Source organism: Thioalkalivibrio sp. ARh3 (assembly GCF_000377265.1).
Taxonomy (GTDB): Bacteria; Pseudomonadota; Gammaproteobacteria; order Ectothiorhodospirales; family Ectothiorhodospiraceae; genus Thioalkalivibrio; species Thioalkalivibrio thiocyanoxidans.
This window is the reverse complement of record NZ_KB897951.1, coordinates 267,409-289,742: the sequence shown is the minus strand read 5'-3', so window position 1 is coordinate 289,742 and position 22,334 is coordinate 267,409. Positions and strand designations below refer to the sequence as shown.

Here is a 22,334-nt window from a genome sequence, read left to right as displayed (position 1 = left end):
AGGGTGCGTTGAGCGCAGCGAAACGCACCATGCCAACGTCGGGGCAACCCTGATGCGATTCGCTGCGCTCATCAGCATCCTACATGGGGGCTGGCGCCCGCTGGCGCCCGCTGGCGGGCGCGGCACGCCAGGGCCGAAGGCCGCGCGTGCCCAGGATGTCGGAACACCTTGCCTCCAACCATTGGCACGAACGTCAGGACAGCCGTTGTTTTGACCTTATCCCCCCGTATGAAGCCCCTTGCGGAAGGGTCCTCGGGACGGAAGAGAGGCGCTGACTGTCTGAGCGAAGCCGAAGGCGCAGCGAGTTTCAGCGCCGCCGGCCCGAGGGCCCTGGAGCAAGGTCCCCGGGCGGAATCCGGGTGCGCTTCTTGGGGTACTTTCTTGGGCAAGCAAGAAAGTACCTCGGGGTGCGCTGCCGAGACAGCGCAGGCAGGCGGCCGAACGAAGGCACGTAAACACCGGGTGCCGAACCAGACCCAGCCTCCACGGCGCCGGACAGGCGCGACGCTCGCCGTCCGCTGGCGATCAGTCGCGTTCCTGGAACCAGAGGATCAGCCGCGCGTGATGCTTCGGCTGTCCCTCGACTCCGAGCCCCGGGCGCAGGTCATATTCCTCGAACGCACTCTCGAGCGTGTCGCTCTCCTCCAGCCATTCCTCGGTCATCCGCAGGATCAGCGTGGTCGGCGACGGCCGATGCACCGCCGGATGGAAGCGCTGCGAGATCATCCCGGGCAACGGGGGTTCCGGCTCGGACCGGAAGCCGTCGTCGTCACGGAAGCGCTCCCAAGCCGTCTCCAGCAGGGCAATCGCGGCACCGCGATCACCACTGTCGTGCGCCGAATCCCAGTCACGCAGCCCCTGGGCAACATAGGCGTAGTCGTTCAGCGTGCCCTCGCCCGCGTCTTCGCGAGGCAGGCCCATCAGCGTCGGCAGTTCGTCGGGCGACTCGGCCACCTCCAGCAGCCACGCGCGCACGGCCTCTCCGGCCTCCTCGAAGCGCTCGTCGTGGTCCGCCGCCAACGACAACGCGGACAGCAGGAGCCCGTGCGCCCCGGTCAGGACCTTTTCGTCGCGCGGCAGACCGCGCTCTTCTCGGGCCACGATCAGGGCTTCGCGGCCACTGTCCACCTTCTCCTGTACCGCCTCCTCGTCGAGTTCGAAGCGTTCGGCCAGTTGCGCGACCGTTTCACCGCTCCGCGGGAGATAGCCCAGATCGAACACCTTGGCACCTTCCATGCCGAAGTAGGCACGCACCAGTTCGGGATTCTCGTGGTCCGCCAACGCGGACTCCAGATCTTCTTCCGGCCACAGATAGGCCCCGCCTTCGCGGCCTTGATCGTCCACTGCCGAGAGGCTCGCGGCAAAGCCACGAAAGCCGTCCGGACCGGGCTCCGCCTGGTCCCCCAGATCGTCCTCGCGCAGCGCCATGTCGCGTTTGACGAAGTCCAGGTTTTCCAGGCCCAGTTCGATCCAGTCCTGGCGGTCGAAGTGCTCACCCGCCTTCAGGTATACCCAGGCCAGCTGGGCCTGATCCTCCAGCATCACCTCGAAATGCGGCTCGCCCCAGTCCGGGGTGTCGGAATACCGGAAGAAGCCGCCACCCAGCACATCGCGCAGCCCGGATCCACTCATCTCTTCCAGCGTGATGTCCAGGAACTCGGGGACCCAGTCCGGCGCTTCGCCGATGCGTTCGGCCTCCAGCAATGCGCGCAACCAGGGCGAATGCGGAAACTTGGTTGAGCTGCCAAAGCCGCCCTGGAGGTCATCCGCCTCGCGTTCCATGGCGGTCCACAGGACCTGCGGCAGACGCGCCGCCCGGCTGTCGGACATCGGTTCTTCACCCTTACGCAATTGCTCGGAGAGCTCGTCACTGCCGCGGCGGGCGAGGTCGAGCAACGCATCGTAATCCGCCTCCAGGCGTTCGGTGATGCCGTCCAGGAACTCTGCGAAGTCATCGCGCGGGGCGTACACCACCCCGGTCAGCGCATGACCCTCGGGCGTCACCACCACGTTCAATGGCCACCCCGCGCTTCCGGCCGTCGCACGCTGGAACTCGAGCAGATAGGTGTCCAGCGCTCCGTTCACCTCGCGATCGACCTTGACCGGTATGAAATGCTCGTTCAGGCGTTCGGCAATGCCTTCATCCTTGAAGCTCTCGTCCTGCATGACATGACAGTAGTAGCAGGAGTAGTACCCGCTGGAGATCAGTAGCGGGCGCTGTTCCTCACGGGCCTTCTCAAGCAATGCAGGGTCCCAGGCCCGCCATTTGACGGGGTCGTCTACATGCAAGCGCAAGTACGGAGAAATGCTGTCCGCCATTTCGGGGTTCGCCTGCACGGGCATGGCGACGGCCAGGCACAGAACTGACGCCGCAGCCAGCATGAATTCGCCTCGAATCCACCGAAACTCCGCAACATTTCTTTCCTGCGACATGGTCGCCTCCGTTTGGGATCCTCTCTGCATTGTTAGGGGACTGATCGCTTCCGGGGTTCATTCCACCCGAGCGGACCGACAGTGCCCGGCCGGGAGGACGCAATAGCCACTGCCTCGCGCTCGACAACCCAACCGATCGCCATCATCCAATGACTGGCAGGTTGACGAAACCCAGGTGCCAAACCGATGCTCTGCACGGGCCATGCTAGGTACATGAAACGTACAGATTCTGTACAATCCGAATATGACCAGTGCGACACAAGTGGGCACGTCCGAACAGGAAGGTCTCTATCCTATCCGCCACGTGTGCGCGGAAACGGGGGTAAACGACGTAACCCTGCGCGCCTGGGAGCGCCGCTACGGGTTGATCCGCCCGATGCGCACACCCAAGGGACACCGGCTCTACAGCGCGGATGACATCGCGCGCATAAGGCGCATCCTGGAACTGCTTGACCAGGGAATCCCGGTCTCCCAGGTCCATCGGGTTCTCTCCAGCGAAAGCACGAGAAGCGAGCCTCGTTCCTCCCCGCGTAATGCAACCAAGTCCTCTGCGCCGCACGAACATGCGGATATCGGCCGCCCCGGAGTGGCTCCACACACCCTCGACCCGCTGGCCGAGACGCTGTATGCCTCCGTCATGGACCTGGATACCGGCAAGCTGGAGCGCACCTATGCACGCTTGGTGATGCGCCATGGCTGGGACGGCGTGCATGAAAGCGCATTTCTCGAAGTCTACCGGCGTCTGCGAGAAGAATCGCGACACACCTCCGACGGAGAAATACGCCTGGCAGTATTCGCCTCCTGGGCAACAACAGCCTTCGCCGATCAATTACGCGCTGCGATCCGGGCCTGTGAAGGTCCTGCAATCCCCTGCCTAGTCCTCGGGGGCGGGCACCAGCAGGTCGGCGGCATGCTCCTGCAGCTGGCCTGCGCCCGCCGTGGCGTGCAAACAGTCTCGGTGTTTGACGCAACCAGCCCCGAGGCCCTCGACACGCTCGTACAGCACCTCCACGCCCCTGCACTGGTGATCCATGGGTCCTCCCAACTGATGCGCTCGCCCGAGCTTCCGCGCGTGGAGGCGATCCTCGACCACCCTGGACCGCGCTGCTATCTCGCAGGCTCCGCCGCCCTGGAACTCTCGCAGATGGAACACCAGCGCGAAATCGAAGTGCTACCCAGGACCCCGCTCGAAGCCGCGGACCACCTCAGCCGGCAACTCCAGCCCTGAGACGATCCACCACCCGTTCGTGGTCCAGGGTGCAGGCCGCCGCCATCCGTGAACGACTGCGACATGGAGACCGCCTCTGATGACCGGCCCTGCCCTCGTCTGGCTGCGCCAGGACCTGCGCCTGGGCGACCAGCCCGCGCTCCACGCCGCCGTCGAACGCGGCGGGGCCGTGATCCCGGTGTTCATTCATGCCCCGGACGAGGACTTGCAGTGGCCCCCCGGGGCCGCCTCCAACTGGTGGCTGCACCACAGCCTGCAGGCCCTCAACGAGGCGCTGAACGAGGCCGGAAGCCCTCTGGTCGTGCGCGCGGGCCCGAGCCTCGACACCCTGCGCGAGCTGGTCGCCGAGACCGAGGCCGAGGCCGTGTACTGGAACCGCGTCTACGAACCGGCCCGTGTCCTGCGCGATCAGGGCATCAAGGCCGAGCTGCGTGCCGACGGCCTGGAGGTTCGCAGCTTCAACGCGGCCTTGCTGGTCGAGCCCTGGGAAGTGGAGACCGGCCAGGGCGGCCCGTACAGGGTCTTCACCCCGTTCTGGCGCGCCTGCCTGCAACGCGGGATCGAACACGACCCGCTCCCCGCCCCCTCCCGTCTGCCGGACCCCGAGAAACCACCGGCCTCCCTGACGCTCGATGACCTGGCGCTGCTGCCCCGAATCGACTGGGCCGCCGGTCTGCGCGCCACCTGGACGCCCGGCGAACATGGCGCCCGGGAGCGCCTGGAGCGGTTCCTCGGACAGACGATCACGGACTATGCCGACAGCCGGGACCGCCCCGACCAGGACGGCACCTCCGGGCTGTCACCGCACCTGCATTTTGGCGAGGTCTCGCCGCGCCAGGTGCTGCGCGCGCTGCGCGATGCCGGCATCAGACTGGAGCACAAGGGGCCCGAGTCCTTTGTGCGCGAGCTCGGCTGGCGCGATTTTGCGCACCATGTGCTCTATCACTTCCCGCACACGCCGGAGCAGCCCATGAACCCGCGCTTCGAGGATTTCCCCTGGCGCGAATCGGAGGCCGACCTCGCCGCGTGGCAACAGGGCCGCACCGGCATCCCGATCGTGGACGCGGCGATGCGCCAGCTGTGGGAAACCGGCTGGATGCACAACCGCCTGCGCATGGTCACGGGATCCTTTCTGACCAAGAACCTGCGGCTGCACTGGGGGCACGGCGCCCGCTGGTTCTGGGACACCCTGGTCGACGCCGATCTCGCCTCCAACACCCTGGGCTGGCAATGGGCCGGCGGGTGCGGGGCCGACGCCGCGCCCTATTTCCGCATCTTCAACCCCCAGCGCCAGGGGGAACAATACGACCCGGACGGGCGATTCGTGCGACGCTTTCTTCCGGTGCTCAAGGAGACCGAAACACGGTATATTCACGCCCCGGGCGCCGGCGGCACCCAGGGCTATCCGAGTCCGATCGTGGATCTGAAAGCCAGCCGCCAGGCCGCATTGGAGGCCTTCGAGGCCATCAAGAAGACTTCATCCCGTTAAAGAACATCAATCCAGCAAGGCCCAGACATGACCTTTTCCGAACGCAACCTGAACTACCCCAAAGGTGTTAGCTACAACTTCAGCCGCCACGACAAGACCACCCCGGTACGCGTGACCCATGAGGGCAAGCGCTACGTCGGGCAGATCCTGAACTCCAAAGCCCCCTACCGCATTCGCGTGACCGAGGAGATCGTCGCGCCCGGCTCCGCGCGCTTCATCCCGGTACGAGAGATCCAGGTGCAAACCCTCGAGGGCGTCGAGTACCTGCACAAGGGCTACCACGGGCACTAAGTGGCCCGCGGGGGGTCATCCAGCCCGGCTCCTCCCCGAAGGAGTCTGGGGCATGGGGACTCGTGTGCAGATGGGCCCCATGCCCTAAACTCGGAGCATAGTCACGACAGAAACCGACCTGGCGTCGGCAAGGGGTTCGCCATGAAGTATCGGCTGATCGGCATTCTCGGCACTGTCCTGCTGGCTTTTCTGCTCGCCAGCCCGGCGGCGGCGGAAAAGCCTTCCGACGAGCGCGCGATTGCGGGGCTGGAACACGGCCAGATCCTCTGGGACATCACCATCGGCGACCCTGAACGCCTGATTGCCCGGCTGAGCGTCATCGAAGAGACCTACGAGGACATGGTGCGCCAAGGCCTGGAGCCGAACATGGTGTTCGCGTTTCGCGGGGGTGCCGCCGCGCTGATCGCGCGCGATACCGACCACCTGGAGATCGAGGACGTCTCGGCGGTGCGCCACATCCATGACCGTCTGGCCGACATCCAGGAACTGGACGGCGTCCACATGGAGGCCTGCTACATCGCCACCCGCCGCTTCGATCTCGGGCAGGAAGACCTGGTTCCGGGTATCAACCTGGTGGGCAATACCTTCCTGTCCATCATGGGCTACGAGCAGCAGGGCTACACCACCATCCGGATCGACTGACCCAACACCCCAAATAACGTTACAATTCGCGTGGTATCGTCTTTGCGGTCATACATCGCGGGCGAGGCGCGCAATAACCGGCCGGACACCCGCAACGGCGGCAGTGTCGTCAGGCAGGACGCGCCCGGCGTTTGCGACAGGGGGAATGGTTGGCTCATCTCGAGATCACGACCTTTGGCACAGTCGGCGTGCGGATCGAGGGCCGCGATGTGGCGGCCCTGTCCGGCACCAAGCTGGGGCTATTGCTGACCTACCTGGCGGCTGAATGCCCACGACGTGTGCCCCGCCAGGAACTGGCACGCCTGTTCTGGCCCGAGCTCGACAGCGACAGCGCGCGCGTCAACCTGCGCCAGGGGCTTTTCCAGCTGCGGCGACAACTGCCCGACGGGCCAAGCCCTGGCCTGCTCGAGGCCACGCCACGCTACGCCCATTTTCGGCTTCAGCCTGGTGCCGAGATCGACGTGATCGCCCTGCGCCGCCTGCGCGCTGACCGCGGCAACCTGAGCCCCAACCAGCTGGCCACCCAAGTCCTTGCGGTGATCCGGCAATACCATGGCCCGTTCCTCCAGCCCGTGCGGGCACTTCAGGATCTACCCGAACTCGCCGCCTGGGCCCAGACACAGCGCGAGCACTACTGGTCCCAACTGCTCACCCTGATCGAAGAAAACCTCGCGGACCTCTGTCATTCCGCTGACGCCGAATCCCTGCTTGCCGAGCTCCAGCGCCTGCTTGCGCTCGAGCCCCACGAGAAAGCCCTCCACCGCCTGCTCATGCTGACGATGGCCGGCATGGGAAATCGCGAGCGGGCACTGGAACACTTCGAGCGACTGAAGCAACAGACAGGGGAAGACCCTGGCAATCTGCTCATTCGCACTCGCGACGAGATAGCAACCCCAACCCCGAAGGCAACAGCGCCGGCGTCCCTGCATGCCGGATCCGAAACGGCTGCCCTGCGCGCTGAACGGCGCCGTGTCACTGTCGTGTCCTGTTTGGTCCAGCCGGACGCGGATCTCGATGTCGAATTGCAGCACGAGCGCATGCAACACGCGCTGGAACAACTGGATCTGGTCCTGCTGAACCACCGGGGCCATGTCGTTCGCGCACCCGGCAGCGGTCTTCTTGCCTATTTCGGCTATCCCGCGGGGCGCGAACAGGCTACCGTGGATGCCGTCCATGCCGCCTGGCAAGCCCTGCAGACAGCCCCAGCCAACTGCCAACTCCGCATGAGTGTCGATACCGACCTCATCGTAACCGGCGTCGACCCGGATATCCCCGATCCCGCCGGCCAACTTAGCCAGCGTGCACAGGTGCTGGCGCGATCAGCGGACACAGGGACGATCGTGGTATCCCCGTCCGTATACCAGCGAGTCTCGGGATACTTTCTGTTCAGCCCCCACGAGGGCGCTACGGGGGAACTCGCGGGGAGTCAGCGCGTTACCGGCAACCCCGGGCCCCTGGATCGAGTGGATGCACAGCATGCCCGAGGGCTGACCCCGCTGGCCGGGCGTACGGCGGAGCTTGAACGCCTGCAGAAGGTCTGGCACCAGACACTCAATGAACGCACCCCGCACTTCGTGCTGATCCAGGGAGAGGCTGGACTGGGCAAGAGCCGTCTCGCCCGGCACCTGGACGAGCGTATCCGCGGGCAGGCGCGCTCGCGCTTCCTGCTGAAGTGTCGCGAAGACCGTTCACGGCAATTGCTGACCCCCGTGCGCCAGGCGCTCGCCACATGGGTTGGACGCGGGACGATGAATGCCAGCCGCGAGCGACGCCTGGCGCACGCTCTTGCCGCCACGCAGTCGCTTCATCCTGACGCCGCCGCTACCCTGTCCCACTGGCTCACGCACCCTGACAGCAACGACCTCGAGCGCCTCGCTGCGAATGGGCTGGACCGGGATCGCATTATCGATGTGCTTGTCGATCTCACCCGGCGTCGGGCAATGCGTGGCCCCATCCTGCTGATCTGCGACGATGTGCACTGGATGGACTCGGGCACCGCCGAGCTTCTCCGACGCCTGTACCAGCACCTGCCCGAGCAGCCGCTAATGGTCGTGCTCACTGCGCGCATGAGTTTTCGCTCCAACTGGCGCGATGTCGCCCTTGAGCATCTGCGCCTGCACGCACTGCCCGAGGCCGCCGCCCACGAAATCATCGAGCGCCTCGATGCCCAGCATCGCCTGTCTACGCACCTGCGCCATCAACTCGTCGAACGCGGCGAGGGAGTCCCCCTCTTTCTGGAGGAGCTGACGCGCTACACCCTGGATGCGGCGCGTAGCGGCGCCCTGCCCGACAGCCTGCCGCCGGGCCTGTCCAACCTCCTCGTGGCGCGCCTGGAACAAACCGGTACCTCACGCGACCTGGCCCATGCGGCGGCCGTGATCGGGCGCGATTTTGACACCCGAATGCTGAGTCACCTGCTGGGACAACCGGCCGACGCAATCCGGCGCCAGCTCAGCCGCCTCACGGGCCGCGGATTCATCGAACCCGTCGGCGTACTGGATGGGGTGCGCTATCGTTTCCGTCACGCCCTGTTCCGTCAGGCCGCGTATGAATCCATGCTGCTGACCGAGCGTACGCGGCTGCACGGTCGGCTGGCCGACCTCCTGCGCGATGATGAAGGCACGAGCCACACCGACTGGGGGCAGGTCGCCAACCACCTCTATCAAGCCGGGCGTTTGGATGAGGCGGTGCCCGCCTGGCTCGAGGCGGGCGAGACCGCTTTCGCGCGCGGCATGCTGCTGGAGGCTTCGCGCTACTTCGAAGATGCCCTCATCTGCCTTGATCGCGAGCTCGCCGACCGGGAACCCTCGGGAGAACGCGACAAGCAAACGCTGCGCGCCCTCGGGGGACTCGGCGCCTCGAATCTCGCGCTACTTGGCTACGGCTCGCGCACCGTCCACGCCATCTTCGAACGGGCCCTGCGGGTCACCACGCCCCAACGCGATGCAGTCCAGTACTTCCGTGTGCTCTGGGGCCTGTGGCACGGCGCGGGGTCCTGGCACGGCTTCGACGAGGCCCACCGCCTGGCCAACGACATGGAGCAGGTCGCAGCGCAGTCGAGCGACCGCCTGCTGCAGATCGCCGCGCACTACGTCCAGGGCAACACCCATTTCTGGAGTGGCCAGTTCCCGCTGGCCCTGGAACACCAGACACGGGCGCTTGCACTGTACCGCGAGGACGACCACCCCCACCTCGTCGCGCGCCATACCGAGAACCCCGCGATCAGTGCGCGTGGGTTCATGGCCTGGACGCTTCTCTTTTTCGGCAACCATGCCCGCGCCTGGGACGAAATGGATACCGCCTGCGCCGAGGCCGCGCCGCTGGAGCACCGGCCTACCGAGGCCTTCGTCTATGCCTTCCGCGCGGCGCTCGGTTTCTTCGCCGACGATCCCGACGAGGCCCTGACCTCCGCCCACCGCGCGCTCGCGATCGCGGACGCCTACGACTATCCACTCTGGCGGGCCTCCGGCCTGGCACTCCAGCACTGGGCCCTCGCCCGTCAAGGCGATACCTCCGCCGTGGCACCACTCCGGGAACAGGCAGAAGCCCTGCGTCACATCATGGACGGCGTCAGCACCATCTTTCAGCTGTTCCTGCTCGACGCACTGCATGCAACCGGCGTCGAGCCGTCAGAGCGCCTGGAAATCGCGACCGAGGCGCTGAGGAACTGCCTGAATCGAGGCGACCATGGTTTCGAGCCCGCGATTCGCCGGCTGCGCGCCCATGCACTGCTCGAATGCAGCGACAGCATCGACGACGAGGGCTGGCAGGAACTGGAGCGGGCAAGACGGCTGGCGCACGACCACGGCAACCCGAACATCGAGCGGCTGACCCTGCTCGACTATGCTCGCTTTGCGCGCGACGATGTCTGGCGCCAGTGGAGCGAGCGCGAACTCTTGCGCATCAACCACTGCATCATCCCGCGCCGGTACGCGCCCGAGGAGAGACTGCAGCCTAACCCGCGTCTCGCCTGATCAACGCCCCCGCCACAAAAAAGAAAAGGCCCGAACCTTACGGTTCGGGCCTTCTCGGAATAATGGCGTCCCCACGGGGATTCGAACCCCGGTCGCCGCCGTGAAAGGGCGGTGTCCTAGGCCTCTAGACGATGGGGACGTAGAGGCAACGTCTCGTTGCTAGTTTGGCGGGCCCTGGGGCCGGCCGCTTCTTTTGCCTCCGGCGGTCTCACGATACAGGATCGTGGTCACCAAACCGGTAAACACCAGAAGAAATCCAATCGGAACCGCCGCAATCAAGGGCTTGGACCAGGTTTGCTCCCCGGTGAACATCAGCCCGAAACCGCCGAACAGTCCAATCACTGCGATCACCAAACCCACCCAGATGGATATAACCCCAAAACGATGCATCGGTGATCTCGCTTACACCCGAATTTGGTGGAGCCAGGCGGGATCGAACCGCCGACCTCCTGCATGCCATGCAGGCGCTCTCCCAGCTGAGCTATGGCCCCGTGTCAGGCGAGCGCGTACTGTAGCCAGCACCCCCTGGAGTGTCAACCCGCCTCCGCCGAAATTTTCTTCAGCGCCCGGTCGATCCGGGCCAGCGACCGCTCGCGCCCGATCAGCACCAGGGTATCGTCGATCGGCGGCGACACGGTACCGCCGGTCAGGGCCACACGCAGCGGCTGTGCGACCTTGCCCAGCTTGAAATCCAGGCGCTCGGCGGTGTGCAGCACAACCTCGTGCAGCGGCTCCTTCTCCCAGGCACCGAGCGCGCTGAAACCGTCGTGCAGGGTCTGGAGCACGGCCTCGGCGTCGGCCGTGAGCTGCTTGCGTGCCGCCTTCTCGTCGTAGTCCTCGAACTCGCGGTAGAAATACACGCTGTTCTCGGCCATCTCGCGCAGGGTGCGTGCGCGCTCGCGCTGGGCGATCACCACATCGCGCATCGCCGGGCCATTGGACGGGTCAATGCCCAGCTGGCCCAGATGCCAGCCGAACTCCAGCGCCACATGATCCGGGTCCAGCGTCTTGATGTAGTGCTGGTTCAGCCACAGAAGCTTGTCGGGGTTAATCGCGGAGGCGGACTGGTTCACGTCCTGGATGTCGAACAGGCGCACCAGCTCGTCCACCGAGAATATCTCCTGATCGCCATGTGCCCAGCCCAGGCGCACCAGGTAGTTCAGCAGGGCTTCGGGCAGGTAGCCCTCTTCTCGGTACTGCATCACCGAGACCGCACCATGGCGCTTGGACAGCTTGGCACCGTCCGGACCCATGATCATCGGCAGGTGGCCATAGCGCGGTGGCTCCACACCCAGCGCCTTCAGGATGTTGATCTGGCGCGGGGTATTGTTCAGGTGGTCGTCCCCGCGGATCACATGGGTGATCTCCATGTCCATGTCGTCGACCACCACCGTCAGGTTGTAGGTCGGCGAGCCGTCGGAGCGGGCGATGATCAGGTCGTCCAGCTCGCTGTTCTGGAACGCGACCTTGCCGCGCACCATGTCGTCGACGATGGTCACACCCTCGTCCGGCGTGCGGAAGCGGATCACCGGCTCCACGCCCTCACGCGGCTCGGTGCGCGCGCGGCAGCGGCCGTCGTAGCGCGGCTTCTCCTTGCGCGCCTTCTGCTCCTCGCGCATCGCATCCAGCTCTTCCTTCGTGCAGTAGCAGCGATAGGCGTGGCCTGCGGCCATCAGCTGGTCGATCACTTCCTGGTACCGGTCGAAGCGCTCCGTCTGGTAGAACGGTCCATGATCGTAGGTCAGCCCCAGCCAGTTCATCCCCTCGAGGATCGCGTTGACCGATTCCGCGTTGCTGCGCTCCAGATCGGTGTCCTCGATGCGCAGCACGAACTCGCCACCGTGGTGGCGGGCATACAGCCAGGAGAACAGCGCGGTGCGCGCACCGCCAATATGCAGATAGCCGGTCGGACTGGGGGCAAAACGGGTACGAAAGCTCATGCGTCAGACACTCGATTCCGGTGGTCGTGAAAGGCGCACAGGGTAGCAGAAGCGCCGTGGACCGACCGCCCGGAAACGAAAAAGGCCGGGGACAAAGCCCCGGCCTGCAAGGATCCCCACAAGGAGGATTCAGTCTCGCACGCCCGTGTTTACGGCAGCGCGGGGATGTCGAAGCGCGGCATCTCTCCAGTCAGCGCATGCATGAAGGCCTCGATGTCCGCGACCTCGTCATCGCTGAACTCCATGCCCAGCATCTCTTCCCCCATGATGCGGATCGCCTCGTCCAGCGTGGCGGTCTCGCCGTTGTTCATGTAGGGGTAGGTCAGCGCCACGTTGCGCAGCGTCGGGGTCTTGAACGCGTACTTGTCGGCCTCGTCCTCGGTGACCAGATAGCGGCCCTTGTCCTCCGAGCCCGGCACCTGGATGCGGTGGAAGTTGCTGTCGGTCAGCGCCGGCCCGCTGTGGCAGGCCACGCAGCCGTTATCGGCGAACAGCTTCATCCCGCGCATCTGCTGATCACTCATCGCGCCCTCGTCGCCGGCCAGCCAGCGATCCAGCGGCGAGTTCGGGGTGTTCAGCGTGCGCTGGAAGGTCGCCAGGGCCTTGGCCACGTGGTCGGTGTTGATCACGTTGTCGCCGTCATAATCGGGATAGGCGGCCTCGAACTTCTCCTGATACTCGTTGAACTCCTCCAGGCGCGCGATCGCCTCCTCCAGCGGCATCGCCATCTCGATCGCGTCCTGGATGGGGCCCAGCGCCTGGCCTTCCAGATCGTCCTCGCGGCCATCCCAGAACTGGGCCGTGAAGAAGCCGGAATTCAGCACGGTCGGGGTGTTGCGTTCGCCGACCTGACCGTCATGGCCCACCGCGCGCGGGATGCGGTCCGCCCAGCCCAGCGCCGGGTTGTGGCAGGTCGCGCAGGAGATCACGCCGGAGCTGGAGATGCGCGGTTCGAAGAACAGCATCTTGCCCAGCTCGATCTTCTCCTTGGTCATCGAGTTGTCCGCCGGGATCGGCGGCAGCGCCGGCAGCGGCTCGAACACGTCGCGGTATTCGGAATAGTCGGTATCGGCCACGGCCGGAACTGCGGCCCCGAATGCGACGGCCGCGCAGGCCGCCAGCGCCGTCATGCGGAATCCGGAAAGCGTTTTCATACAGGTCTCCCTTGAGTAACAGACATCTGAGAAGCGGATATCGGTGAGGGCCGATATAGACTCGGTCCAAACCACTTAAAGCCCACCCTACAGACGCGGGAACCTGGTCGCGATCAAAATCCGCCCCGGAGATGATCTGCATCAATTATCAGCCTTCAGGGGAGCCGGGTTCGCCTCCACTACACCGTTTCCCGGGATACCCGGACAAACTTGACCCCCTCAAATCCTTCAACTACGGTCCACCACTCTCCAGGTGCCCCGGCGTCCAACCGTCGGGGATAATCGGGAAGCCGGTGCGCGAATCGACATTCGCAAGGCCGGCGCTGCCCCCGCAACGGTAGGCGGAGACGGGCGGATCCAATGCCACTGCGGCGCATCCCCGGGATGCCGCGGGAAGGCGATCCGCTGTGGATGCATCGCGCATCTCCTCCGCGAGTCCGGAGACCGGCCTGGAGAACACCCGACGCCGCGGTGGGCGGCCGAGCGGGCCAGACCGGCGTGTTCGCATCACCCGGCCTACCCTGCTCCCTGCCCAGCTTCCGGCGTCGTTTCATCCACGGCGTGCGGGGTCGCGCGTCCAAGGGAGCAACCCAACAATGACCCATACCCATCTCCGACCGGGGCAACATGCCGTCCCGGCCCTGGCCACCCTGTGCCTGATGACGGCCGCGGGCATCGCGCCGGCACAAGCCGGTTTCGAATTCGGCGACGCGGAAGACGGTCTGCAGGTCACCCTGGATCCGCTGATTCAGGGCCGCTACAGCTACGAACGAGACCCGGATGGCTCCAGCAGCGAATTCGACTTCCGTCGTGCCTGGCTGGACACCTCGGGCACCCTGTTCCACCCCGATCTGAGCTTTCGCCTGCAGCCGGATTTCAGCAGCGGCGAGCTGTCCATGCGCGACATCTGGTTGCAGTACGCAATGGGTGAACACCTGGGCCTGCGGGCTGGCCAGTTTACGGTCCCCTTCGGCCTGTCGGGGGACATCGGTGGCCCCAACCGCCTGTTCACCGAACTGAGCATCGCCGGTAACCAGTTCGAGGTGCCGGCCGGCCGCGACACCGGTATCGCCCTGCTGGGCGGCGCCGGCGACGACAGGGCATGGGCCATCGGCGTGTTTGACGGTCGCGGGCGTCTGGATCAGCGCGACGATCGCCCCTCCACATCCGGCCACCTGTTCAGCGCGCGCGGCGCGTGGGCCCCGGTCGGCGCAGTCCCACGTGACAACACCACGTTAGGCCAGGCCGTGGAGCGCACCGTCGCCCTGGGCGCCGGCGTACAGGCCACCAGCCGCAACCACCTGCGCGACTGGAGCCGCGGCATCGAAGACACGGTGGCCAACCAACGCGCCGACTGGATCACCGCCACCGCCGACGCGGTGGTCAAGTTCGCCCATACCTCGCTGTCGCTGGCGGCCTTCCGCCGCGATGTCTCCCCCGACCGCACCGCGAGCTACCACGACCTGGGGGCCGAACTGGAACTGGCGCAGTCGCTGCCGGTGGAGGGACTGGAGTTCGCCGCGCGCCACGCCGTATTGCGCCACGACGCAGGCGACGATCTTGGCACTGACGAGCGCTGGCAGCGTGAATGGGGTGCCGGCCTGAACTGGTATCACCGTGGCCAGCGGCACAAGACCCAGCTGATGTGGCTGGACCGCGACACCGACACCTCGGCCTGGGATCTGCACCTGCAGCACCAGTTCCGCTTCTGAGAAATGACCGGGAGAATCGACATGAACCAGATGCAACCGATCCATCACCCGTTGAGAACCACCCTCTTTGCGATCCTGTTGCTGGCTGCCGCCGGCAGCCCGGCCACCGCGGAGGTCACTGTCCCGATGCCGGGTCCCTGGGGCGACTATGACGAGACCCTGGACGATCCCGCTGAAGTGGATGCGACCGAGGCCTTCCAGCGCTTTCGTCAGCAGAGCATGCAGGGGACTTCGGCTGTATACCGTAGTCTCGAGCAGATCCTGCGCTACAACGCCCCTTTCGCCGAGCGCCTGCCCAAACTCGCCGACGAACTGGCCAGCCGAGCCGAAGAGATCGAAACCTGGTTCGCGCAGGAGACGCCCGCACGGGACGGAGAGGACGGGGCACTACCCGGGGCCTGGCAAGATCCGGAGTTCTCCGAGTACAAGGCGGCGTTCCGCAAGGCCACGGCCGAGCTGCAACGAAAAGTCGACGCGGCCGACGACCTGGAGGACGAGGAATTCCAGCTGCGCGCAACCGAGGTCCTGAACGGCGTGCGCCATCACTGCCTCGCGTGCCACGACAACTACCGCCGTCGCTGAATCACGCCTTAACCTGGAGCCGCCTGGTGGCCCCGTTCCTGATCAACCGTCCGACACTCAGTCGCCGTCCATGCCGCGGTAACGGCGCACATGCGCCGGGTCGTACAGCGCACTGTCGCGGAAATCGCCCGGGTCCAGCGCCGGGCCCACCAGGATCAGCGCCGAGCGCCGTGTGGTCAGGGCCTGCGCCCGTTCCGCGATATTCCCCAGCGAACCGCGCACCACGGTCTCGTCCGGCCAGCTGGCGCGGAAGACGATCGCCACCGGGCAGTCGCAGCCATAGTGCGGCCGCAGGTCCTCGACCACGGTCTCGATATTGTGCAGCGACAGGTGGATCGCGAGGGTCGCCCCGGTCGCGGCAAAGCTCGCCAGCCGTTCGCGCTCCGGCATGGAGGACGCCCGTCCCGGCGTGCGCGTCAGCACCACCGACTGCGCCACCTCCGGCACCGTCAGTTCCCGCCCCAGGGTCGCGGCGGCGGCGGAGAATGCCGGCACGCCGGGCGTGATGCTGTACTCGATCCCGGCCGCCTCCAGCCGGCGGATCTGCTCGCCCAGCGCGCTGTAGACCGAAAGATCGCCGGAGTGCAGGCGCGCCACGTCCTGGCCCGCCGCGTGGGCCCGTTCGATCTCCTCCATGATCGCGTCCAGCGTCAGGGGCGCGGTGTTGACCACGCGCGCCCCCTCCGGGGCATGCTCCAGCACCGCCTCCGGCACCAGCGAACCGGCATACAGGCACACCGAGCAGGCCGCGATGCGATCGCGCCCGCGCAAGGTCAGCAGATCGGCCGCACCGGGCCCCGCTCCGACAAAATGAACCGTCATCACCCCTCCTCGAAAAGCTCGTCCGTCCCGTTCACCGTGCGCACCGCGACCGCGCAGCTCGCCCGCGCGGAGAGCCGCCGCGGCAGCAGCAGGCGCGCCCCGTCGCCGGCCACCGCCAGCGCCGCCGCCTCCGCCACCGAACCGACCCCGGCGACGGCACGCGAGCGCGCCGAGTCCGTGGACAAGGCAGCGTCGCGCGCGGCCAGCGCGGCCGCCGACGCGAACACCGGCTCCAGCTCCAGGTCGCGCGCGGCCGTCCACAGCACCGGGCTGTCGCCCTTGTGCCCCGGGGCCGCCAGCTGCCAGATCTCGATCGCCTCGCCGCCCCCCGCCCGCAACACGGCGTGCGCCTCGGCCAGCACCTCGCGGACCAGTGCCTCCAGCTCGCCGGCCGTGCAGGCCGAGGCGAAGCCGACGCCGGGGGTCACCCGGACACGCGCCCCGCTCGGCGTTTCCCTCAGCTCCGGCGCAGCGACCACAGGGTCACCGGCCGCAGCGGCTTCCAGCCGGCCATGCCGCCCAGCGGCTCCGCGCGGCTGACGTTGATCCGCGTGAGCTCGCCGCCGTGGCGCTCGTGCGCCGCCGCCAGCACCGCGTCCCCTTCCACGGTCACGCTGCTGGCGACCAGCCGCCCGCCCGGGCGCAGTTGGCCGATGCAGTGCTCCACCAGCCCCGGCGTGGTCAGCCCGCCGCCGATGAAGATCGCGTCGGGTGGCGGCAGGTCTTTCAATACCTCCGGCGCCCGCCCGTGGATGCGCCGCAGCGCCGGCACCCCCAGCGTACGGGCGTTACGCGCGATGCGTTCCAGGCGCTCCGCGCGCGGCTCGATGGCCACGGCGGTGTTGGCCGGATCCGCCAGCATCCACTCGATGCCGATGGCACCGGAGCCGGCGCCCACGTCCCACAGCCGCTCGCCACGCCCGGGCGCCAGCAGGGCCACCGCCACCGCCCGCACCTCGCGCTTGGTGATCTGTCCGTCCTGCTCGAACTGCGCCTCCGGCCGGCCGGCACTGGCAGCCAGCACCTGCGCCGCCGGATCGGCCCGGCACTCCAGCGCCACGGTGTTCAGCGCCTCGATCGCGACCTCCGGCCAGGCCCCGGCGCGCGCGCGGACGACCGCCTCGCGGTCCGCACCCAGGGACTGCAGCACGGTCAGGGTGGAATCGCCGAAGCCGAGCCCGGTCAGCCAGTGCGCCAGTTCCGCCGGGGTATCCCCGTCGCGGCTCAGGATCAGCAGTCGCGCGCCGTCATGCAGCCAGGGCCGCAGCGCCTCCATCGGCCGGCCGTGCACCGACAGGCAGCGGGTCTGCTGCAGCGGCCAGCCCATGCGCGCAGCGGCCAGGCTGAACGCCGAGGGCGCCGGCCAGACGCAGGTCTGCGCGACCGGAAAACGCCGCATCAGGGTCGCGCCCACCCCGAACCAGAAGGGGTCGCCGCTGGCGAGCACGCACAGCGGCTGCCCGGCGCGCGCCTCGATCCAGTCCAGCGCGGTCTCCAGCGGCGACGGCCACACCAGGCGCTCCTGCCCCGGCCGCTCCGGCAGCATCTCCAGATGCCTGGCGCCGCCGATCACCGTCGCCGCCGTGTCCAGCGCCATGCGGGCATCCGGGGCCAGCCCGGCGAGCCCCTCCGCGCCCACGCCGACGATGTTCAGCCATGGCGCTCGCTCCTCATTCGTGGCTAGACTGGTCATCCTCATGAGCTCCCGTTCATCCACCGATACCGGCCCCCGGGCGGCGCGCCCGCGGCAGATCCTGCTGCTTGGCGGCACCACCGAGGCCGCGGCCCTGGAACTGCTGCTGGACGGGCACCCGCGGCTGCACGCCACCGTGTCGCTGGCCGGACGCACGCGCAGGCCCGCGCCCTCGCGACTGCCGCGGCGCACGGGCGGGTTCGGCGGCGCCGACGGCCTCGCCGCCTGGCTGCGCGACCACGCGATCGACGCCGTGATCGACGCCACCCACCCGTTTGCGCGGCAGATCTCGGCCAATGCCGTCGCCGCCACGCGCCGCGCCGGCGTACCCCTGGCCCGGCTGACCCGGCCGCCGTGGCAGGCCGGCCCCGGGGATCACTGGCTGCGCGTGCCCGACCTGGAGGCCGCCGCCCGCGCGCTCCCCGGCCTCGGCCGGCGCGTGCTCATCACCACCGGGCGCCAGCACCTGGAGGCCTTCGCGGCCGCGCCCCAGCTGGACTACGTGATCCGCACCATCGACCCGCCCGAACCGCCGCCGGCGCTGCCCCGGGTCACCTGGCTGCGGGCCCGCGGCCCGTTCAGCCTGGCCGACGAGCACCGGCTGCTGGAGACCCACGCTATCGACGTGCTGGTCACCAAGGACAGCGGCGGCGAGGCCACCGCCCCCAAGCTGCAGGCCGCGCGCGAACGCGGCATCCCGGTGGTAATGGTGGACCGGCCGCCGGACGCCCCCGGGGTGCCCCGCTTCCACGCCCCGCAGGCGGCCCTGGAGTGGCTGGAAGGCCTCCCGTGCGTTCACCGCGACTCCGCCGACTCGACATAGCGCGGGGTGTACACGTGGCGCCGGCCGGAGGGGCGCTCCAGCACCCGGGTGGAGGCGGCGCCCACGATCACCAGCGTGCTCATGTTCGCCGTCGTCGGGTCCACCTCGCCGAGGGTGGAGATCTGCACGTCTTCGCGTTCGCCGCGTCCCACCGCGGTGGCCAGCATGACCAGGGTGTCCGGACCCTGGGCCTCGCGCACGATGCCCAGGGCCTCCCCCAGCTGCCATGGCCGCGCGCGCGAGATCGGGTTATAGAACGCCATGGCGAAGTCGGCCTCGGCCGCCAGCCGCACCCGGCGCTGGATCAGCGACCACGGCTTGAGGTTGTCCGACAGCGAAATCACGCAGAAATCGTTGCCCAGCGGCGCACCCAGCCGCGCGGCGGCGGCCTGCATCGCCGAGACCCCGGGAGTCACGTCCACCTCGACTCCCGCCCAGCGTTGTGCCTGCGCCCCTTCCAGCGCCTCGAAGATCGCCGCCGCCATGGCGAATACACCCGGGTCGCCCCCCGAGACCACGACCACGTCCCGCCCCTCGGCGGCCATGTCCAGGGCGTGCATCGCACGCGCCAGTTCCTCGCGGTTATCCGAGGCGTGAACACGGTGATGAGGGCCCGCAATCCGTTCCAGGTACGGCCCGTACCCCACCAGATCGGTGGCCGCTTCGAGACGAGCAGCGACCTCCGGTGTGATCCATTCCGGCCCCGCCGGACCCACCCCGACCACACTCAACCGACCGACCACCGGACCGCCATCCCCGCTCATCGCCGAACCCCGCGCCCGGGGATCACGATCATCGAGAAATAGGGCACCCGTTCCGGGATCTCGGACAGCGGCAGGACCCGCTCCTCGGCGGTGCTCGCGCGTTCCACGTACCAGGCGCGCTCACTCAGCCCCAGCTCCTGCAGGACACCGACCACCGCATCGCGATGGGTGCCCACTTTCATGATGACCGCTGCATCCGTCCCCTGCAGGGCCTGGCGCAGATCCTCGATCGGCATCGTGCCCGGGATCACCGTCAGCAGGTCATCGCGCATGGTCAACGGAGTTGGCAGTTGGGCGGCAGAGGCCATCATCGAAGTCACTCCGGGCACAATACTCGTGCGAAAGCGCTCCTTGAGCCGCAGGTATACGTGCATGAAGGAGCCGTAGAAGAACGGGTCGCCCTCGTTCAGCACCACGACCGAGCGCCCGGCTTCCAGTTCGGCCGCCAGCTGCTCGGCACAGGCGTCGAAGAACTGTTCGATGCGGCAGCGGTATTCCTCGGAGCCGTGCGGAATCTCGTTGGTCACCGGGTACTCCAACGGCATCTCGCACTGGCCGGTACCCAGGTGGGCGTCCACGATCGCACGCGCCTGACCGCGCCCGCCACGGCGGCAGAAGTAGGCCACTACCGGACTCTGTGCGATCAGCCGCGCGGCCTTCAACGTCAGCAGCTCGGGATCGCCGGGCCCGGTGCCGACTCCATACAGGCAGCCCGCCTCCGGGGATGCATTCACAGGGGAAGAAGTCGTCATATCCGGTCACTCGCAAAGGCGTTGATGGCCGCCGCGGCCATGGCGCTGCCACCGCGGCGTCCGAAGATGGTCAGGTACTCGAGGTCCAGCGGGCTGGCGGCCAGCGCCTCCTTGCTCTCCACCGCACCGACAAAGCCCACCGGGATACCAAGTACCGCGGCCGGACGTGGCGCGCCCTGGTGCAGCATCTCCAGCAGGTGAAAAAGGGCCGTGGGTGCATTCCCGATCGCCACGACCGCACCCTCCATATGCGGTCGCCACCATTCCAGCGCCGCCGCCGAACGCGTTGTGCCCATACGCTCGGCAGCAGCCGCCACCCCGTCCTCGCGGAGGCTGCAGATCACCGGGTTATCCGCCGGCAGCCGGGCCCGCGTGACCCCATGCGCCACCATGTTGCTGTCGCACAGGATCGGCGCGCCGGCGGCCAGCGCCGCGCGAGCCGCCCCGGCCACGCCGGCCGAAAACCCGACGTCCCGTGGCAGGTCGGTCATGCCGCAGGCGTGGATCATGCGCACCACCGCAGGGACCAGATCCCCCGGAAAACGATCCAGCGCCGCCTCGGATCGAATAATCGCGAAGGATTCCCGGTAGATGGCTGCGCCGTCGCGCTCGTAATCGGGTACAGCCCCGGCGGTATCGCTCTGCGTCATGTTTCGTCTCCGTTATTCACCATCGCGTTGAGGCGCCGACCCAGCTCGGCCGGTCCCAGCCTGTGCAGGGCCGCGAGCACCCCGCCGCGCTCTGCGTGCGCAATCTGTTCAAGCGCCGACAGGGCCGCTCGCAGCTGATCCGGCGAAAGGCCCACAAGAAGGGTCTCCCAGTGCGCCGGGGCAGATTGCAGCGACAGGTCGTAATGCCCCGCCCGCGCCGCAAGGACCACCCGGGCATTCGCGGGCCTCCCGCAGTGCTTCTCGCAGCCACTGACATGCAGATATTCGTCATCCGCCAGCAGTCCGCGGGCGGCTGTCGCGAGCATCGCGGCGTCCGCCCGCGTGAATGTCGTACCCGCCGAGCATCCCGCCTGCCCGACACAGGCGCTCACCGCGAGGCGAGGATCCCTTGGATCCGTTACACCGCCCCATGCAGCCAGCCGGTCCAGGGCGATCGGCCGCGCCCCGACCAGCAGCACGCTGCGCCAGGGGGTGAGCCGCAGGCACCCCTCCCCGCCGCGGATCTGCTCGGCCAGCCCCCGCAGGGCCTCGGCGCGCAGGGCTCCGAACGGAAACGCGACCCCGAAGGCGTCGCCATTCAGGCCCGCGCCAATCCCGGAGTCGGCGTTTTCGCTGCTCCGTTCCGCAATCGGATCCCCACCCGGAAGCACTCGCTCCAGTCCGGGAGGCGTCAGGGCCTTCGCGCCGAACCGAGCCAGGGCGCCGGGCAAACGCCCCGGCGGATCCGGATCCCCCTGGCGCAGCGCCAGGAATTGCTCGAGGACTTGCAAGGCGGCGTCCACAGCCTTCTCCGGGCGTGCCCACCCAAGCACCGTCGCGGCCTGAGCCGACGCCCCGACGGCCACGCGAATCCACACGCCACCCGGTCCCGTACAGGCCTCCAGCCGAAGGTCCGCCGGCACCCGGCCCAGCGGCAAATCGCCACCCGACTCCACCAGCACCCCGACCTTCGGCGGCAGCGCGCGCAGGCGCGGGGTTGCCCCCAGTGCCCGCACAAGTTGCCGCGCGATGGGCTGTACATCCATGGCGGCCTCCGGGTCGATATCCGTCGCCGGTGCCACCAGCACATTGCGCACCGCCTCCGCCTCGGGATCGCGATCCGCCAGACCCGCCGCCTCCAGTTCGGCCCGTGCCGTCTCCAGGTCCGCCGCGTCCAGACCGCGCAATTGCAGATTGCCGCGACTGGTCAGCTCCAGGTCACCGGAACCGAAACGCAGCGCTACCTCGGCGAGGGTGCACGCCTGCGCCGCGTCGAGCCCTCCGATCGGGTGACGTACCCGCATCAGAAGCCCGTCTCCGGTCGTCATGGGCGCAGCGACTCCGGGACATGCCCGGCGCACACGCGGATGCTCGGCACCCAACGG

General features: G+C 67.8%; 18 protein-coding genes, 2 tRNA genes, 2 pseudogenes and 1 riboswitch. Of the genes and pseudogenes, 9 read left to right on the top strand and 13 right to left on the bottom strand.

All coding sequences use genetic code 11. From position 1 onward, the window contains the following. Positions 1-525: 525 nt before the first annotated feature. Positions 526-2,382 (bottom strand): thioredoxin domain-containing protein, encoded by a 1,857-nt coding sequence (locus C995_RS0111485; RefSeq protein ID WP_018865069.1) that lies wholly within the window; start codon positions 2,380-2,382, stop codon positions 526-528. A 277-nt stretch (positions 2,383-2,659) separates the two neighbouring features. Between C995_RS0111485 and C995_RS14495 the strand changes: the two are divergent. The 6 genes and pseudogenes from C995_RS14495 to C995_RS0111460 all read left to right on the top strand — a co-directional run. Next, positions 2,660-2,936: pseudogene (locus C995_RS14495) on the top strand (MerR family transcriptional regulator); the annotation flags it as partial. A 77-nt stretch (positions 2,937-3,013) separates the two neighbouring features. After that, positions 3,014-3,661, top strand: a pseudogene (locus tag C995_RS0111480) (helix-turn-helix-type transcriptional regulator); the annotation flags it as partial. A 79-nt stretch (positions 3,662-3,740) separates the two neighbouring features. Then, positions 3,741-5,150 (top strand): deoxyribodipyrimidine photo-lyase, encoded by a 1,410-nt coding sequence (locus C995_RS0111475; protein ID WP_018865067.1) that lies wholly within the window; start codon positions 3,741-3,743, stop codon positions 5,148-5,150. Between the two features lie 27 nt (positions 5,151-5,177). After that, the gene (locus C995_RS0111470; protein ID WP_018865066.1) at positions 5,178-5,441 is read left to right on the top strand and encodes a hypothetical protein; all 264 of its coding nucleotides are present in this window, start codon (positions 5,178-5,180) and stop codon (positions 5,439-5,441) included. 141 nt (positions 5,442-5,582) lie between these two features. Further along, a complete protein-coding gene (locus tag C995_RS0111465) occupies positions 5,583-6,083 on the top strand; it encodes a hypothetical protein (RefSeq protein WP_018865065.1) in 501 nt (166 codons plus the stop codon). A 149-nt stretch (positions 6,084-6,232) separates the two neighbouring features. Beyond that, positions 6,233-10,057, top strand: coding sequence for an AAA family ATPase (locus tag C995_RS0111460; protein WP_018865064.1), 3,825 nt, complete (start codon positions 6,233-6,235; stop codon positions 10,055-10,057). A 63-nt stretch (positions 10,058-10,120) separates the two neighbouring features. Here the strand turns inward: C995_RS0111460 and C995_RS0111455 are convergent. The 5 genes from C995_RS0111455 to C995_RS0111435 all read right to left on the bottom strand — a co-directional run bounded on the left by C995_RS0111455 (position 10,121) and on the right by C995_RS0111435 (position 13,127). Next, positions 10,121-10,196, bottom strand: a tRNA-Glu gene (locus tag C995_RS0111455). Positions 10,197-10,216: 20 nt separating this feature from the next. Beyond that, on the bottom strand, positions 10,217-10,447 hold the full coding sequence (locus C995_RS0111450) for a hypothetical protein (protein ID WP_018865063.1): 231 nt from the start codon (positions 10,445-10,447) through the stop codon (positions 10,217-10,219). 25 nt (positions 10,448-10,472) lie between these two features. Then, positions 10,473-10,548, bottom strand: a tRNA-Ala gene (locus tag C995_RS0111445). A 42-nt stretch (positions 10,549-10,590) separates the two neighbouring features. Further along, positions 10,591-11,997 (bottom strand): glutamate--tRNA ligase, encoded by a 1,407-nt coding sequence (gltX, locus tag C995_RS0111440; protein ID WP_018865062.1) that lies wholly within the window; start codon positions 11,995-11,997, stop codon positions 10,591-10,593. A 149-nt stretch (positions 11,998-12,146) separates the two neighbouring features. Continuing rightward, entirely contained in the window at positions 12,147-13,127 is a 981-nt protein-coding gene (locus C995_RS0111435; RefSeq protein ID WP_018865061.1) for a cytochrome-c peroxidase, read from the bottom strand. A 258-nt stretch (positions 13,128-13,385) separates the two neighbouring features. Next, a riboswitch (cobalamin riboswitch) is annotated at positions 13,386-13,619 on the top strand. Between the two features lie 128 nt (positions 13,620-13,747). Between C995_RS0111435 and C995_RS0111430 the strand changes: the two genes are divergently transcribed. Further along, positions 13,748-14,863, top strand: a complete 1,116-nt coding sequence (locus C995_RS0111430) for a porin (protein ID WP_018865060.1) — start codon at positions 13,748-13,750, stop codon at positions 14,861-14,863. Between the two features lie 21 nt (positions 14,864-14,884). Further along, the gene (locus C995_RS0111425) at positions 14,885-15,445 is read left to right on the top strand and encodes a cytochrome c (protein WP_018865059.1); all 561 of its coding nucleotides are present in this window, start codon (positions 14,885-14,887) and stop codon (positions 15,443-15,445) included. A 57-nt stretch (positions 15,446-15,502) separates the two neighbouring features. On the opposite strand, the gene cobM is transcribed toward C995_RS0111425, so the two are convergent. The 3 genes from cobM to C995_RS0111410 are packed head-to-tail and all read right to left on the bottom strand — an operon-like array spanning position 15,503 to position 17,960. Next, on the bottom strand, positions 15,503-16,267 hold the full coding sequence (gene cobM / locus C995_RS0111420; protein ID WP_018865058.1) for a precorrin-4 C(11)-methyltransferase: 765 nt from the start codon (positions 16,265-16,267) through the stop codon (positions 15,503-15,505). Beyond that, a complete protein-coding gene (locus tag C995_RS0111415) occupies positions 16,267-16,695 on the bottom strand; it encodes a cobalamin biosynthesis protein (RefSeq protein WP_018865057.1) in 429 nt (142 codons plus the stop codon). The genes cobM and C995_RS0111415 overlap by 1 nt, the downstream gene beginning before the upstream one ends. 29 nt (positions 16,696-16,724) lie before the next feature. Beyond that, positions 16,725-17,960 (bottom strand): bifunctional cobalt-precorrin-7 (C(5))-methyltransferase/cobalt-precorrin-6B (C(15))-methyltransferase, encoded by a 1,236-nt coding sequence (locus C995_RS0111410; RefSeq protein ID WP_026279083.1) that lies wholly within the window; start codon positions 17,958-17,960, stop codon positions 16,725-16,727. Positions 17,961-17,964: 4 nt separating this feature from the next. Here C995_RS0111410 and C995_RS0111405 point away from each other — a divergent pair, with 4 nt between their 5' ends. Further along, positions 17,965-18,783 (top strand): cobalt-precorrin-6A reductase, encoded by an 819-nt coding sequence (locus C995_RS0111405; protein ID WP_018865055.1) that lies wholly within the window; start codon positions 17,965-17,967, stop codon positions 18,781-18,783. Here C995_RS0111405 and cobJ read toward each other — a convergent pair. The 4 genes from cobJ to cobG are packed head-to-tail and all read right to left on the bottom strand — an operon-like array spanning position 18,756 to position 22,331. Continuing rightward, positions 18,756-19,547, bottom strand: coding sequence for a precorrin-3B C(17)-methyltransferase (cobJ, locus tag C995_RS0111400; RefSeq protein WP_018865054.1), 792 nt, complete (start codon positions 19,545-19,547; stop codon positions 18,756-18,758). The two genes, C995_RS0111405 and cobJ, sit on opposite strands and share 28 nt — an antisense overlap. Then, positions 19,544-20,299, bottom strand: coding sequence for a precorrin-2 C(20)-methyltransferase (locus C995_RS0111395; RefSeq protein ID WP_038080989.1), 756 nt, complete (start codon positions 20,297-20,299; stop codon positions 19,544-19,546). The genes cobJ and C995_RS0111395 overlap by 4 nt, the downstream gene beginning before the upstream one ends. After that, positions 20,296-20,949, bottom strand: coding sequence for a precorrin-8X methylmutase (locus C995_RS0111390; protein WP_018865052.1), 654 nt, complete (start codon positions 20,947-20,949; stop codon positions 20,296-20,298). Before C995_RS0111390 ends, C995_RS0111395 begins: the two co-directional genes overlap by 4 nt. Further along, positions 20,946-22,331: a precorrin-3B synthase gene (gene cobG / locus C995_RS0111385; RefSeq protein ID WP_081618899.1), complete on the bottom strand. Its 1,386-nt coding sequence runs from the start codon at positions 22,329-22,331 to the stop codon at positions 20,946-20,948. Before cobG ends, C995_RS0111390 begins: the two co-directional genes overlap by 4 nt. Positions 22,332-22,334 lie beyond the last annotated feature (3 nt).

Bases quoted from the DNA above. Each gene is read 5' to 3' on its own strand.
- C995_RS0111485 (WP_018865069.1), bottom strand. From the start codon at position 2,382: ATGCTGGCTGCGGCGTCAGTTCTGTGCCTGGCCGTCGCCATGCCCGTG.
- C995_RS0111475 (WP_018865067.1), top strand. From the start codon at position 3,741: ATGACCGGCCCTGCCCTCGTCTGGCTGCGCCAGGACCTGCGCCTGGGC.
- C995_RS0111470 (WP_018865066.1), top strand. From the start codon at position 5,178: ATGACCTTTTCCGAACGCAACCTGAACTACCCCAAAGGTGTTAGCTAC.
- C995_RS0111465 (WP_018865065.1), top strand. From the start codon at position 5,583: ATGAAGTATCGGCTGATCGGCATTCTCGGCACTGTCCTGCTGGCTTTT.
- C995_RS0111450 (WP_018865063.1), bottom strand. From the start codon at position 10,447: ATGCATCGTTTTGGGGTTATATCCATCTGGGTGGGTTTGGTGATCGCA.
- gltX (WP_018865062.1), bottom strand. From the start codon at position 11,997: ATGAGCTTTCGTACCCGTTTTGCCCCCAGTCCGACCGGCTATCTGCAT.
- C995_RS0111435 (WP_018865061.1), bottom strand. From the start codon at position 13,127: ATGACGGCGCTGGCGGCCTGCGCGGCCGTCGCATTCGGGGCCGCAGTT.
- C995_RS0111430 (WP_018865060.1), top strand. From the start codon at position 13,748: ATGACCCATACCCATCTCCGACCGGGGCAACATGCCGTCCCGGCCCTG.
- C995_RS0111425 (WP_018865059.1), top strand. From the start codon at position 14,885: ATGAACCAGATGCAACCGATCCATCACCCGTTGAGAACCACCCTCTTT.
- cobM (WP_018865058.1), bottom strand. From the start codon at position 16,267: ATGACGGTTCATTTTGTCGGAGCGGGGCCCGGTGCGGCCGATCTGCTG.
- C995_RS0111410 (WP_026279083.1), bottom strand. From the start codon at position 17,960: ATGACCAGTCTAGCCACGAATGAGGAGCGAGCGCCATGGCTGAACATC.
- C995_RS0111405 (WP_018865055.1), top strand. From the start codon at position 17,965: ATGAGCTCCCGTTCATCCACCGATACCGGCCCCCGGGCGGCGCGCCCG.
- cobJ (WP_018865054.1), bottom strand. From the start codon at position 19,547: ATGAGCGGGGATGGCGGTCCGGTGGTCGGTCGGTTGAGTGTGGTCGGG.
- C995_RS0111395 (WP_038080989.1), bottom strand. From the start codon at position 20,299: ATGACGACTTCTTCCCCTGTGAATGCATCCCCGGAGGCGGGCTGCCTG.
- C995_RS0111390 (WP_018865052.1), bottom strand. From the start codon at position 20,949: ATGACGCAGAGCGATACCGCCGGGGCTGTACCCGATTACGAGCGCGAC.